The organism is Streptomyces sp. NBC_01485 (genome assembly GCF_036227125.1).
In the GTDB taxonomy this organism is placed as follows: domain Bacteria; phylum Actinomycetota; class Actinomycetes; order Streptomycetales; family Streptomycetaceae; genus Streptomyces.
On sequence record NZ_CP109435.1, the window covers coordinates 7,280,050 to 7,292,843 of the forward strand.

General features: G+C 71.0%; 12 protein-coding genes. All 12 read right to left on the reverse strand.

The window, feature by feature from the left end:
- Positions 1 to 10: 10 nt before the first annotated feature.
- Positions 11 to 1,123: an aliphatic sulfonate ABC transporter substrate-binding protein gene (locus OG352_RS32970; protein ID WP_329221973.1), complete on the reverse strand. Its 1,113-nt coding sequence runs from the start codon at positions 1,121 to 1,123 to the stop codon at positions 11 to 13.
- Between the two features lie 236 nt (positions 1,124 to 1,359).
- A complete protein-coding gene (locus OG352_RS32975; protein WP_329221975.1) occupies positions 1,360 to 2,694 on the reverse strand; it encodes a sulfate adenylyltransferase subunit 1 in 1,335 nt (444 codons plus the stop codon).
- A 2-nt stretch (positions 2,695 to 2,696) separates the two neighbouring features.
- Positions 2,697 to 3,635, reverse strand: a complete 939-nt coding sequence (cysD, locus tag OG352_RS32980; RefSeq protein WP_329221977.1) for a sulfate adenylyltransferase subunit CysD — start codon at positions 3,633 to 3,635, stop codon at positions 2,697 to 2,699.
- A complete protein-coding gene (gene cysC / locus OG352_RS32985) occupies positions 3,632 to 4,279 on the reverse strand; it encodes an adenylyl-sulfate kinase (RefSeq protein ID WP_443072409.1) in 648 nt (215 codons plus the stop codon). The genes cysD and cysC overlap by 4 nt, the downstream gene beginning before the upstream one ends.
- A gap of 5 nt (positions 4,280 to 4,284) precedes the next feature.
- Positions 4,285 to 4,995 carry a phosphoadenylyl-sulfate reductase gene (locus OG352_RS32990; RefSeq protein WP_329221978.1) on the reverse strand — a complete coding sequence of 237 codons (711 nt, stop codon included), beginning with the start codon at positions 4,993 to 4,995 and terminating at the stop codon, positions 4,285 to 4,287.
- A complete protein-coding gene (locus OG352_RS32995) occupies positions 4,992 to 5,171 on the reverse strand; it encodes a hypothetical protein (RefSeq protein WP_329221979.1) in 180 nt (59 codons plus the stop codon). The genes OG352_RS32990 and OG352_RS32995 overlap by 4 nt, the downstream gene beginning before the upstream one ends.
- On the reverse strand, positions 5,168 to 6,865 hold the full coding sequence (locus tag OG352_RS33000; RefSeq protein ID WP_329221980.1) for a nitrite/sulfite reductase: 1,698 nt from the start codon (positions 6,863 to 6,865) through the stop codon (positions 5,168 to 5,170). The genes OG352_RS32995 and OG352_RS33000 overlap by 4 nt, the downstream gene beginning before the upstream one ends.
- A gap of 127 nt (positions 6,866 to 6,992) precedes the next feature.
- The gene (locus OG352_RS33005) at positions 6,993 to 7,076 is read right to left on the reverse strand and encodes a putative leader peptide (protein ID WP_317824784.1); all 84 of its coding nucleotides are present in this window, start codon (positions 7,074 to 7,076) and stop codon (positions 6,993 to 6,995) included.
- A gap of 171 nt (positions 7,077 to 7,247) precedes the next feature.
- Positions 7,248 to 7,820: a GNAT family N-acetyltransferase gene (locus tag OG352_RS33010; protein WP_329221981.1), complete on the reverse strand. Its 573-nt coding sequence runs from the start codon at positions 7,818 to 7,820 to the stop codon at positions 7,248 to 7,250.
- A 13-nt stretch (positions 7,821 to 7,833) separates the two neighbouring features.
- The gene (locus OG352_RS33015) at positions 7,834 to 9,222 is read right to left on the reverse strand and encodes a hypothetical protein (RefSeq protein WP_329221982.1); all 1,389 of its coding nucleotides are present in this window, start codon (positions 9,220 to 9,222) and stop codon (positions 7,834 to 7,836) included.
- A gap of 220 nt (positions 9,223 to 9,442) precedes the next feature.
- A complete protein-coding gene (locus OG352_RS33020; protein ID WP_329221984.1) occupies positions 9,443 to 10,735 on the reverse strand; it encodes a GAF domain-containing protein in 1,293 nt (430 codons plus the stop codon).
- A gap of 302 nt (positions 10,736 to 11,037) precedes the next feature.
- Positions 11,038 to 12,705 (reverse strand): acyl-CoA dehydrogenase family protein, encoded by a 1,668-nt coding sequence (locus OG352_RS33025; RefSeq protein WP_329221986.1) that lies wholly within the window; start codon positions 12,703 to 12,705, stop codon positions 11,038 to 11,040.
- Positions 12,706 to 12,794: the final 89 nt, after the last annotated feature.

Sequence of the window (12,794 nt, forward strand, 5' to 3'; positions counted from 1 at the left end):
CGGACTTCGGTCAGCCGACGCCGAGACCGGCGTCGGCGACCGGGGACTCGCCCTCGGCCTTGAGGACCTTGTTCAGGATCGTCAGGTCGTAGATGCCCTTGAGGTCGGGCTGCTTCAGCAGACCGGCCTTGACCGCGTGCGCCGCCTCGGTGTTGAGGGTGGCGGCCAGCGGGTCGTTGATGAACTGGATCGACGTCCACGCCGGGTCCAGGACGTTCGTCGGCAGCGCCTTGCCGGAGTCCGCCGCCAGCTGCTTGTTCGCCGCTGCCTTGGCCGCCGCCGGGTTGGCGTTGATCCACTTGTTGGCCTCGACCGAGCCCTTCAGCACGGCCTCGACGACCTTCGGGTGCTCCGTGAGGAACTTCTGCGACACGATGATGTTCGTGATCACGAACTTCTTGTCGGGCCACAGCGACGCCTCGTCCAGCAGCACCTTGCCGCCCTCGGCGACCAGCTTGGACGCGGTCGGCTCCGGCACCCAGGCGCCGTCGAGCGAACCGGCCTTGAAGGCGTCCGGCGTCACCTTGTTGTCGCTGCGGACGACGGTGACGTCACCCTTGCCGCTCTGCGCGTCGACCTTCCAGCCCTGCTCAGCGATCCAGTTCAGGAACGCCACGTCCTGCGTGTTGCCGAGCTGCGGCGTGGCGATCTTCTTGCCCTTGACGTCCTTCAGGGACTTGATCTTGTCCGGGTTGACGACGAGCTTCACCCCGCCGGACGCCGAACCGCCGATGATGCGCAGGCTCTTGCCGTCGGACTTGGTGTAGCCGTTGATCGCCGGGGAGGGGCCGATCCAGCCGATGTCGATGGAACCGGCGTTCAGCGCCTCGATCTCCGACGGACCGGCGTTGAAGGTGGCGTACGACGCCTTGGTCGCGCCCAGCGCCTTCTGGAAGATGCCCTGCTCACGGCCGACCAGCGCGGTCCCGTGGGTCAGGTTGCCGAAGTAGCCGATCTTGACGGTGTCGAGTCCGTCGATCTTCTGCGATCCGACGGCGACCTTCTCGTTGGCGTTGTCGGCCTTGGAGTCGGACCCGTAGCCGCAGGCGGCGAGGGTGAGCAGGGGGAGTGCGGCGACGGCGGCGAGGCCGCGGCGAAGGAAAGTGGAGCGGTTGACAGGCACGGGAGGGGTTCCTCTCGTTGGCCCGGCGGTCACGGTGTTTCAGGTCGTGGCCGGGAAATCGGCAAAGGGTCTTCGTCGCTTCCGGGACGTCGGGTGGGGGGACAGGGCGCGCAGGCGGTGCGCGTACGTCAGAGCGCACATCGGGCCACTCCGCCCTGCCCGCTGCCGAGGGCGCCGCTGCCGATGCGGCCGCCCTCCTTCGCGAACGTCGAGTAGAAGTCGGTGGAGTTCATGTCTCAGAAGTCCCAACCGTCGTCGTCGGACTCGTCCTTGACCGGCACCGGCGACGCGAACGACTCGCCGACCATGCCGGCGGTGAGCGTGGTGCCGTCGGCCGGGTCGATCAGGATGAACGAGCCCGTACGGCGCGAGTCCGCGTAGGAGTCCACCGGAAGCGGCACCGCGGTGCGGATCTTCACCCGGCCGATGTCGTTGGCGACGAGCTGTCCCGGATGCGGGTGCAGGGACAGGTCGTCGAGCGTGAGACGGGACGGAATGTCCTTGACGATCGCCTTGACCGTACGGGTGCCGTGCTTGATCAGCACCCGGTGGCCGACGGTCAGCGGCTGGTCGGCGACGTGGCACACGGTCGCCTCGACGTCCTGCGTGATGGGCGGCGCGTCCTTGGTCGGCACGATCAGGTCGCCGCGCGAGATGTCGACGTCGTCCGCGAGCAGCACGGTCACCGACTGGGTCGTCCACGCCGCGTCCACCGGCTCGCCCAGCAGGTCGATGCCGGAGATCGTCGACGTACGCCCGGACGGCAGGACGGTGACCGCCTCGCCCACCCGGAACGTCCCGGCCGCGATCTGGCCCGCGTAGCCCCGGTAGTCCGGGTGTTCGGCGGTCTGCGGCCGGATCACATACTGCACGGGCAGCCGCGCGTGGCAGTGCGCCAGGTCGTGACTGACCGGAACCGTCTCCAGGTGCTCCAGGAAGGTCGGACCGCCGTACCAGTCCATGTTCGCCGACGGGTCCACCACGTTGTCCCCGGCGAGCGCCGAGATCGGGATCGCGGTGACCTCGGGAACGCCCAGTTCGCTCGCGTACGCCGTGAACTCCTCGGCGATCGCCGCGAACACGGTCTCCCGGTACTCGACGAGGTCCATCTTGTTGACGGCGAGCACGACGTGCGGCACCCGCAGCAGCGCCGCGATCGCCGCGTGCCGGCGGGTCTGCTCCACCACGCCGTTGCGGGCGTCGACGAGGATCACCGTCAGCTCGGCCGTGGAGGCACCCGTCACCATGTTGCGGGTGTACTGCACGTGACCGGGCGTGTCGGCGAGGATGAACCGCCGCTTGAGGGTGGCGAAGTAGCGGTAGGCCACGTCGATGGTGATGCCCTGCTCGCGCTCGGCGCGCAGACCGTCGGTGAGGAGGGCCAGGTCGGGGGTGTCCTGGCCGCGGCTCGCCGAGACCCGCTCGACGGCCTCCAACTGGTCGGTGAGGATCGACTTGGAGTCGTGCAGCAGCCGGCCCACCAGGGTGGACTTGCCGTCGTCGACGGAACCGGCGGTGGCGAACCGCAGCAGGGTCGTGGCCGAGAGCTCCTCGGCGGTGAGCGTGCTCATGGTTAGAAGTACCCCTCGCGCTTGCGGTCTTCCATCGCGGCCTCGGACATCTTGTCGTCGGCGCGGGTCGCGCCGCGCTCGGTGAGCCGGGACGCGGCGATCTCGGCGATGACGTCGTCCAGCGTCACGGCGTCGGAGTCGACGGCGCCGGTGCAGGACATGTCACCGACGGTCCGGTAGCGGACGAGGCGCTTCTCGACGCTCTCGCCGTCCTTGGGGCCGCCCCACTCACCGGCGGTCAGCCACATGCCGCCGCGCCGGAACACCTCCCGCTCGTGCGCGAAGTAGATCTCCGGCAGTTCGATGCCCTCGCGGGCGATGTACTGCCAGACGTCCAGCTCGGTCCAGTTGCTCAGCGGGAACACGCGTACGTGCTCGCCGGGCGCGTGCCGCCCGTTGTAGAGGTTCCACAGCTCGGGGCGCTGGCGGCGGGGGTCCCACTGGGAGAACTCGTCGCGCAGGGAGAACACCCGCTCCTTCGCGCGGGCCTTCTCCTCGTCCCGCCGGCCGCCGCCGAAGACCGCGTCGAACTTCTCCGACTGGATCTTCTCGGTCAGCGGCAGCGTCTGCAGCGGGTTGCGCGTGCCGTCGGGACGTTCCTTCAGCACACCGCTGTCGATGTAGTCCTGCACAGAGGCCACATGCAGGCGCAGCCCGTGCGCCGCGACCACGCGGTCGCGGTACTCCAGCACATCCGGGAAGTTGTGTCCGGTGTCCACGTGCAGCAGCGAGAAGGGGATCGCCGCCGGGGCGAACGCCTTCAGCGCCAGATGCAGCATGACGATGGAGTCCTTGCCGCCGGAGAACAGGATCACCGGGTTCTCGAACTCCCCCGCCACCTCACGGAAGATGTGCACCGCCTCGGACTCCAGGGCGTCCAGGTGGCTGAGGGCGTACGGGCCGGCCGTGCCCTCCTTGGCCGTGGCGACGGTCGTCGTCATGCCAGTCCCCTCTCGCTGAGCAGGGCGTACAGCGACGCCGCGGACTCCTGCACGGTCTGGTCCTGGGACTCGATGCGCAGATCGGGCGACTCGGGCGTCTCGTACGGGTCGTCGACACCGGTGAGCCCGGTCAGCTCGCCCGCCGCCTGCTTGGCGTACAGGCCCTTCACGTCACGGACCGAGCACACCTCGACCGGAGTCGCCACGTGCACCTCCAGGTAGGCGGTCGCGCTCTTCTGGTGGCGCTCGCGCACCGCGTCACGGCTGTCCGCGTACGGCGCGATCACCGGCACCAGCGCCTTCACACCGTTGCGGGCGAGCAACTCGGCGAGGAAGCCGATGCGTTGGACGTTGACGTGCCGGTCCTCGCGGCTGAAACCGAGGCCCGCGGAGATGAACTCGCGGATCTCGTCGCCGTCGAGCACCTCGACGAGGTGGCCCTCCGCACGCAGCCGGTCGGCCAGCTCGCGGGCGATGGTGGTCTTGCCGGCACTCGGCAGACCCGTGAGCCAGACGGTGGCTCCGGTCGTCACGTGGTTCTCCCGGTTCGTAGAAGTGGGGAAAGCAGAGGCAGTTGAGGCAGCGGAGGAAGTCGGGGGAGTGAGGGAAGCGCGGGTTGGCGGGGTCGTGGCGGTCGCGGTCATCGTGATCAGCCGTGCAGCCCGCACTCGGTCTTCGCGCGTCCCGCCCAGCGGCCGGCGCGCGCGTCCTCGCCGTCGAGGACCCGGCGCGTGCAGGGGGCGCAGCCGACCGATGCGTAACCGTCCGTCAACAGAGGGTTGGTCAGCACGCCGTGCTCGGCAACGTACGCGTCGACGTCGTCCTGGGTCCATCGGGCGATAGGGGAGATCTTGACCTTCTGGCGCTTATCGTCCCAACCGACGACGGGAGTGTTCGCGCGGGTCGGCGACTCGTCGCGGCGCAGCCCGGTCGCCCAGGCCGTGTAGCCCGCGAGCCCCTCCTCCAGCGGCTGCACCTTGCGCAGCTTGCAGCACAGGTCGGGGTCGAGGTCGTGCAGCTTCGGCCCGAACTCGGCGTCCTGCTCGGCGACCGTCCGGCGCGGGGTGAGCGTGATGACGTTGACGTCCATCACGGCCTCGACCGCGTCCCGGGTGCCGATGGTCTCGGGGAAGTGGTAGCCGGTGTCGAGGAACACGACGTCCACGCCCTTGCGGACCCGGGACGCCAGGTGAGCGACGACGGCGTCCTCCATGGAGGACGTCACGCAGAACCGCTCGCCGAACGTGTCCACCGCCCACTGGAGGATCTCCAGCGCGGAGGCGTCCTCCAGATCACGGCCCGCCTGCTCGGCGAGCCGCTTCAACTCGTCGTCCGTACGGCCTTTCTGAGCCGTGGTCATATCCGGTCCCCTCCGTCGTCGGCTCGCTGAACTCCGCGGGCGAGCAGCCCGAGGAACTTCAGCTGGAATGCGCGGTTGCACGCGGCGCATTCCCAGGCGCCGTGGCCCTGCTCGCTCGGACGCAGGTCCTCGTCGCCGCAGTAGGGGCAGTAGAAGGGGGCGGCGCGCTCGCTCATGAGAGGGACTCCTCGCTGGCCCGCGAGGCCCAGGCGGCGAACCGCTCGCCGTCCTCGCGCTCCTCCTGGAACCGCTTCAGCACCCGTTCCACGTAGTCCGGCAGCTCGTCCGAAGTGACCTTCAGACCACGGACCTTGCGGCCGAAACCGGCTTCCAGACCGAGCGCGCCGCCCAGGTGCACCTGGAAGCCCTCGACCTGCTCGCCCCGGTCGTCGAGGACCAGTTGGCCCTTGAGACCGATGTCCGCGACCTGGATTCGGGCGCAGGCGTTCGGGCAGCCGTTGATGTTGATGGTGATCGGCTCGTCGAACTCCGGGATGCGGCGCTCCAGTTCGTCGATGAGCTGGGAGCCGCGCACCTTGGTCTCGACGATGGCGAGCTTGCAGTACTCGATGCCAGTGCAGGCCATGGTGCCGCGCCGGAACGGGGAGGGCTTGGCGGTCAGGTCCAGCGCCTCGAGCGCCTCGACCAGCGACTCGACCTCGGTCTCCGCGACGTCGAGGACGATCATCTTCTGCTCGACGGTGGTACGGACCCGGCCCGAGCCGTGCGCCTCGGCGAGCTCCGCGATCTTCGTCAGGGTCGCGCCGTCCACGCGGCCGACGCGCGGGGCGAAACCGACGTAGAACAGGCCGTCCTGCTGCCGGTGCACGCCGACGTGGTCGCGCCACCGGGCGACCGGCTGGTCCGGGGCAGGGCCGTCGACCAGCTTGCGCTGGAGGTAGTCGTCCTCCAGGATCTGGCGGAACTTCTCCGGGCCCCAGTCGGCGACCAGGAACTTCAGGCGGGCGCGGGTGCGCAGCCGCCGGTAGCCGTGGTCGCGGAAGATCGAGATGACGCCCTCGTAGACGTCCGGGACCTCGTCCAGCGGGACCCAGGCGCCGAGCCGGACGCCGATCTTGGGGTTGGTGGAGAGGCCGCCGCCGACCCACACGTCGAAGCCGGGGCCGTGCTCGGGGTGGTGCACGCCCACGAACGCGATGTCGTTGATCTCGTGCGCCACGTCCAGCAGCGGCGAGCCGGAGACCGCGGACTTGAACTTGCGGGGCAGGTTCGAGAAGTCCTTGTTGCCGATGATCCGGCGGTGGATCTCGTCGATGGCCGGGGTGCCGTCGATGATCTCGTCCTCGGCGATGCCGGCCACCGGCGAGCCGATGATCACGCGGGGCGTGTCGCCGCAGGCCTCGGTGGTGGACAGTCCGACCGCCTCCAGGCGGTTCCAGATCTCCGGGACGTCCTCGATGCGGATCCAGTGGTACTGGATGTTCTGCCGGTCGGTGATGTCCGCGGTGCCGCGGGCGAACTCCTGCGAGATCTCGCCGATCACCCTCAGCTGCCCGGTGGTGAGCCGGCCGCCGTCGATGCGCACCCGCAGCATGAAGTACTCGTCGTCCAGCTCCTCCGGCTCCAGGATCGCGGTCTTGCCGCCGTCGATCCCGGGCTTGCGCTGGGTGTACAGGCCCCACCAGCGCATCCGGCCGCGCAGGTCGTTGGGGTCGATCGAGTCGAAGCCCCGCTTCGAGTAGATCGTCTCAATGCGTGTCCGCACATTGAGACCGTCGTCGTCCTTCTTGAACTGCTCGTTGCCGTTCAGCGGGGTGAAGTGCCCCGCGGCCCACTGGCCCTCACCGCGGTGACGGCTCACCTTGCGGCGGGGAGTCTCTGCGGCAGGGTTCTGCGGGGTGGCGGCCATGATGGATACGTCCTTCGGGACAGGCGGGAAGCGGCTCTGACCTGCGCTTATAGGCGCACACGGGCATGCGTGCGCGGCGTTGCGCGGGGAGGAGGCGGGAACGTTCGGAAAGCGGTGGTGGTGCGGCTCAGCGCGCCGGACAGATGGCGCTGGACATGCGGCAGAGGTCGACGTGCCGCCGACTCACCAAGGCGATTCCGGTTCCGGACATGACGAAAGCGTGTCACGGCGTTCTGGACACAGTCCAGCTTCGTCCGAGATGCGGACACCCTTGTCCCGGTATGTGAGACAGGGGTGGCGTCGATCACATGACGTGCACGGGCCCTTGTCCTCGCAGGTCGCAGCGGGTACGAGCGGTATGGGCCGGGTGCGGGCGGCCGGGTCAGGACGGGAAGGCACCCGGCCAGGGGCCCGGCGCGGACACCTCGGGCTGCTCCTCGACCTCGGTGTCGAACAGCTTGAAACCGCGCCGCTGGTAGTTGTCCATCGCGTGCTCGCCGTCCAGGCTGCACGTGTGCAGCCACACCCGCTTGGTCTGCGGCAGCCCGGGCCAGCGGTCCGCGAGCTCCCACGCGCGGGCGGCGCCCTGCGACAGCAGGTGGCCGCCGATCCCCCGCCCCCGGAAGGCCGGCACCAGGCCGAAGTAGACGATCTCCACGACCCCGTCGTCCTGCGGCTCCAGCTCCACGTATCCGGCCGGCGTGCCCCGGTCGTACGCGACCCAGGTCTCGACCCCCGGCCGCGCCAGGTGCTCCTGCCACTGCGCGTACGTCCAGCGCAGCCGGTCGATCCAGCGGATGTCCCCGCCGACGGACGCGTACAGGAAGCGGCTGAACTCGGGGGAGGGGACCTCGGAGCGGACGACCCGGACGTCGCCCTCGGGCGCGGCGGCCGGGAGGAGGTCGGCCGGGTCGGTCTGCTCCAGGGACCAGGTGGTCACGGGAATGTTGGTCATGCCCGTCAGGGAATCATCGACCCGGTTGTTCTGTCGATGGTCCGGTCGATCGGTCGATCGAGGCCAGCGGCAGCGCGAAGAGCACCCGCCCCGACTGGGTCCAGACGTCGCCGGTCTCCTGCCAGTAGGAGAGGGACTCGGTCTGCGGGCTCCAGCAGCTGTGCTTCTCCGCCGAACCGCACACCGCGGCCCGCGCCCGGTCGGCCTTGGCGTCCGCCTTGTCGCCCGACTCGCCGTACGTGGCGTCGGGCGTCCTGTCGGCGGTCTGCCGCCACAGCGTCCCGTGCCCGTCGTCCCCGTCGTCCCGGGGCCCGGCGGCGCGGGTCACGTACCAGTGCGCCCCGTACGACAGCACACCCCGCACGCCGGTCAGCTTCGTCTCGTACGCCTCCGAGGCCGCCACCCGCCCGGTCGGGCTCGTGGCGAGGAGCCCCGAGTGCCCGGGGGCGGTGCTGAAGGGGTAGCGCCACAGGTGCGCGCCCCGGTCGCCGTCGTCGAGGGTCCACTGCCCGGCGACCAGGGTGTCCGGCACGGTGCTGCGGTCGAGGGAGACGGTCGCGGGGTGCGGGGCGTCCGAGCCGCCGCTCAGCTCGTAGGAGCCGATGGCGGGCAGGACGAAGCGGTAGCCGTGCGCCGACCAGCCGCCCGGCACCCGGCCGACCGCGTCGCTCACGACGCTGGCGCGCTGGACGCGGTTCATGTCGTAGACGTAGAGCGCGGTCCGGCCCCCGTCGTCGGCGGTGACCAGCAGCTTGTCCTGGTACCAGACCATCCCGGAGACATGGGAGACCAGCCCCCGGTAGTCGCGTCCGTCGGCCTCCGGGACGGCGAGCAGGGCCCAGGTGTAGGAGAGGTGGTTCAGGTCGCCCGCGTTCAGGAAGCCGACCCGGGCCAGCCCCCGGTCGGCGACCGCGCCGCCGCTGCGCGACCAGCCGGAGAGGATCACCCGGTTCGCGCCCCAGGCGCCGTCGTCGTCCGCGTCCCCGGACGTGGTGACCGCGCCCGGCTGCCAGCCCGCGGTGTCGTCCGTGTTCCAGCAGTACGCGCGGGTGGCCACGGGGGAGACCGGCAGGGCCCCGCGCTCGGCGGGCGAGCAGTCGATCGCGTCCCGCAGGATGCGGTCGGAGTCCTCCAGCACCGCGCCGACGCCGACCGGCCGGCCCATGCCCGCGGCCAGGCGGTCCAGGGAGGCCTGCGGCACCAGGTTCTCCGTCAGCCGCAGTTTCCCGGTCTCGGCCACCGCGGTGAGCGGCTTCAGCCCTCCGGGTCCGTCGTCGGTCACCGTCGCCTGGGAAGCGCTGATCATGGTGGCGGCAGCGGTGAGCGCGAGAGCGGTCCCGGACAGGAACGCCCGCACGGCCCTGCCCCGCCTGCGCCGGCGGTGTCGGCCGCGATATGTCATTACGTCCTCCCGAGGCGGGCCAACTGCGCCTGGTGATCCGTACGTTGACGGAGGAGCAGGTGGGGTGACCCGTAGGGGATGCTACGGCAGTCGGCCACCGTCGAGGACGAAGACCGCGCAAATATGCGGAAGATGCCACCGGAAGGACTCGGGTGCGTCATGGTGGCTACGCGTTGTCGCTGTTCGTTGTCGCTGTGCGTGGTGTCGCCGTGCGTCGTCGCTACGGTGCCGACGCACGGTCGCGGACCACCGCGGGCGCGATCGAGTGGGGCAGCAGGCCCTTCGGATCCGCCGGCAGGAGCAGCTCGACCTCGGCATCCTCGCAGAAACGATACGGCCGATGTTGCAGAAGTCCCCCCAGATACCGCCGCACCCGGGACACTTCGGCCCGCACCGTCACCGTACGGCCCGGGTCGCCGAACATGTCCTCGGCCAGGCCCGCCGCGCTGCGGCCGCAGCGGCGTGTCGCCACCAGGTAGAGCAACTCGGCGTGCCGGGGACTGAGTTCGTGGCACCACGAGCCCGCGCCCCCCGACACCGTCACCGACCAGCTCCGGGGCCGGGTCAGGTCCAGCACGATCCGGGTCGCGCCGCCCGCCTGCGGTTCGCCGGCATCGGCCACCGACCGCACCAGCCAGCCCCCGGCCAGCGGCTCGACCGAGCACAACCCGAGCGTCGGCAGCCATCGGCGGCCCGGGGAAGGCGACTTGGGCAGCGCGATCCGGCTCGCGTACGGCATCCCGGTCACCGCGGCCGTCCAGCCGTCCCCGTCCACCACCGCCCCCCGGCCGGCGAGCCGGGCCAGCACCGGCGCGGCCACCGCGCGCAGCCGTTCCAGCGAACTCAGGTGCTTCTCCCGCAGTCTGGACTCGGCGAGCTTCGCCACCGCGTCGACCCAGGCGAGGGTGGCCGGATGCATCGTCTCCAGCGGCCCGCTGACGTCGATCACCCCGAGCAGCCGGCCGTTGCGCGGATCGGTGATCGGGGCGCCCGCGCAGGTCCAGGTCGTGTGCGAGCGTACGAAGTGCTCGGCGGCGAACACCTGCACGGGCCGCCGCACCACCGCCGGCGTGCCCACGCCGTTGGTGCCGACCACCGCCTCGCCCCAGTCCGCGCCCAGCTCGAAACCGAGCCCGTCGGCCTTGCGCAGCACGGGGTTGCAGCCCTCGCGCCACAGCACCCGGCCCTCCTCGTCGGCGACGACCATGATGTGGTGGGCGGCGTCCGCGACCGACAGCAGCCCCTCGCGCAGCACCGGCAGCACCTCCCGCAACGGCGACTCCTCGCGCCGTCTGCGCACCTCGTCGGCGCTGAGCAGTCCCGCCCGGAAATCGTGCTCGGGGTCGACGCCGCTGCGCAGCATCCGCTCCCAGGACTGCTCGATCACGGGACGCGGGGCGACGCGCGCCCGCCGGCCGGCCAGCCGGGCCTCGCGCACCTCGTTGAGCATCCGCGCCGCCCGCGCGGCGTCGGCGGCCGCGAGCTGCGGCACGTTCATCGGTGGCAGCGCCACTGGGCCTCCCGGGGAGCAGACAGGCGGACAACCGGGTGTCAAGCTCCTGCGCCGACTGTTTCCGGTCTTGCTGAAGGCCCTATCTTGCCGTCCGCCCGTGACGGAGGGACATAGTCCGGTCACAACCTCCGACATGTTGCAACCCCCTGCAACCCTGGTGAACATCCACAGTCTGTTTGAAACTTGAGCCATGCCGCGAGAGCGGTAATTCTGGCCTCGCAGGGCCATTGCGGCGGGGGTGGTGCCGTGTCGGCGCAGCACCACCCCCGCTTCCTGCTCCCACTTTCCGCAGGCCGGCGCGGTCAGGGTCCGGGGCTGATTCCGAGTCCGGGCCCGGCCCGGTCGACGATCGCCGCCAGGTCCAGAGTGTGGGGCAGCGTCCCGAAGGCCGCGCCCCCGTCCCCGCCCAGCCGCGAGGCGCAGAACGCGTCGGCGACCTCCGGCGGCGCGAACCGCACCAGCAGCGACCCCTGGAGCACCAGCGCGAAGCGCTCCGCCAGCCGCCTGGCCCGCCCCTCGACGCCGTCCAGATCCGCCAGTTCCGTCAGCAGGCCCTTGATCGCCGCGTCCAGCCGGTGATCGGCCCCGCGCGCCCGCCCCACCTCCTGGAGATAGGCGTTCAGCGCCTGCGGCTCCTGCCGCAGCGCCCGCAGCACATCCAGCGCCTGGACGTTGCCCGCGCCCTCCCACACCGAGTTCAGCGGCGACTCGCGCACCAGCCGGGGCATCCCCGACTCCTCCACGTAACCGTTTCCGCCCAGGCACTCCAAGGCCTCCACCGTCACCGGCGTACAGCGCTTGGTCACCCAGTACTTGGCCGCCGGAACCGCGATCCGCAGCAGCGCCCGCTCCTGCTCGCCCCCGTCGTCGTAGGCCGCCGCCAGCCGCAGCGCGAGCGTGGTCGCCGCCTCCGACTCCAGCGCGAGATCGGCCAGGACATTGCGCATCAACGGTTTGTCGACGAGCTTCCCGCCGAACGCCGCTCGGTGCGTGCAGTGATGGATCGCCTGTGCCACCGCCTGCCGCATCAGCCCCGCCGACCCGAGCACGCAGTCCAGCCGGGTCGCCGCGACCATGTCGATGATGGTGCGCACCCCGCGCCCCTCCTCGCCGACCCGGCGCGCCCACGTCCCGTCGAACTCGACCTCGCCGGAGGCGTTGGACCGGTTCCCCAGCTTGTCCTTGAGCCGCTGGAGGCGGAAGACGTTACGGGTGCCGTCCTCGAGCACGCGCGGCACGAGGAAACACGTCAGCCCGCCGCCACCCCGGCTCGGCCCCGCCTGGGCGAGCACCAGGAACCCGTCCGACATGGGTGCCGAACAGAACCACTTGTGCCCGGTCAGCTCGTACGTCCCGTCCTCGGCGAGAGCGGTGGCGACGGTCGTGTTGGCCCGTACGTCGCTGCCGCCCTGTTTCTCCGTCATCCCCATCCCGAACAGCGCCCCGGACTTCAGCCGGGCCGGCCGCAGCTCACGGTCGTAGAGCGTGGACGTCAGCCGGGGCTCCCACTCGGCGGCCAGCTCCGGGTCGGTGCGCAGCGCGGGCACCGCCGCGTGGGTCATCGACAGCGGACAGCCGTTGCCCGCCTCGGCCTGTGTCCACACCAGGAACCCCGCGGCCCGCCGCACATGCCCGCCCGGCCGCCCCCAGGCATTCGTCAGCCCGGCCCCGACGCCCTTGCCGAGCAGCCGGTGCCACGCCGGATGGAAGTCGACCTCGTCGACGCGATGCCCGTACCGGTCGTGCGTCCGCAGTTTCGGCGGATACGTGTCCGCCTGCACCGCCCACTCCTGCACCTGCGCCGATCCGGCCGCCTGCCCGAGCGCCGACAACTCGCCGCGCGCCTCGTCGAGCAGCTCCGGAGCCAGGTGCCGTTCGACGGCGGCCACCAGCGCCTGGTCGGTGCCGTAGACGTCGTACCCGGTCAGGGGCGGGGGCTGGTTGGTCACGGTGTGGGTGCGGCCTGTCATGACCCCGAACCTACCTCCGGGTACGACGGTCATGGCCGTCCGGAGCCCGCGCGCCGCTCCCTGACCCGGCGACGCGGCCTTGCCGGAGA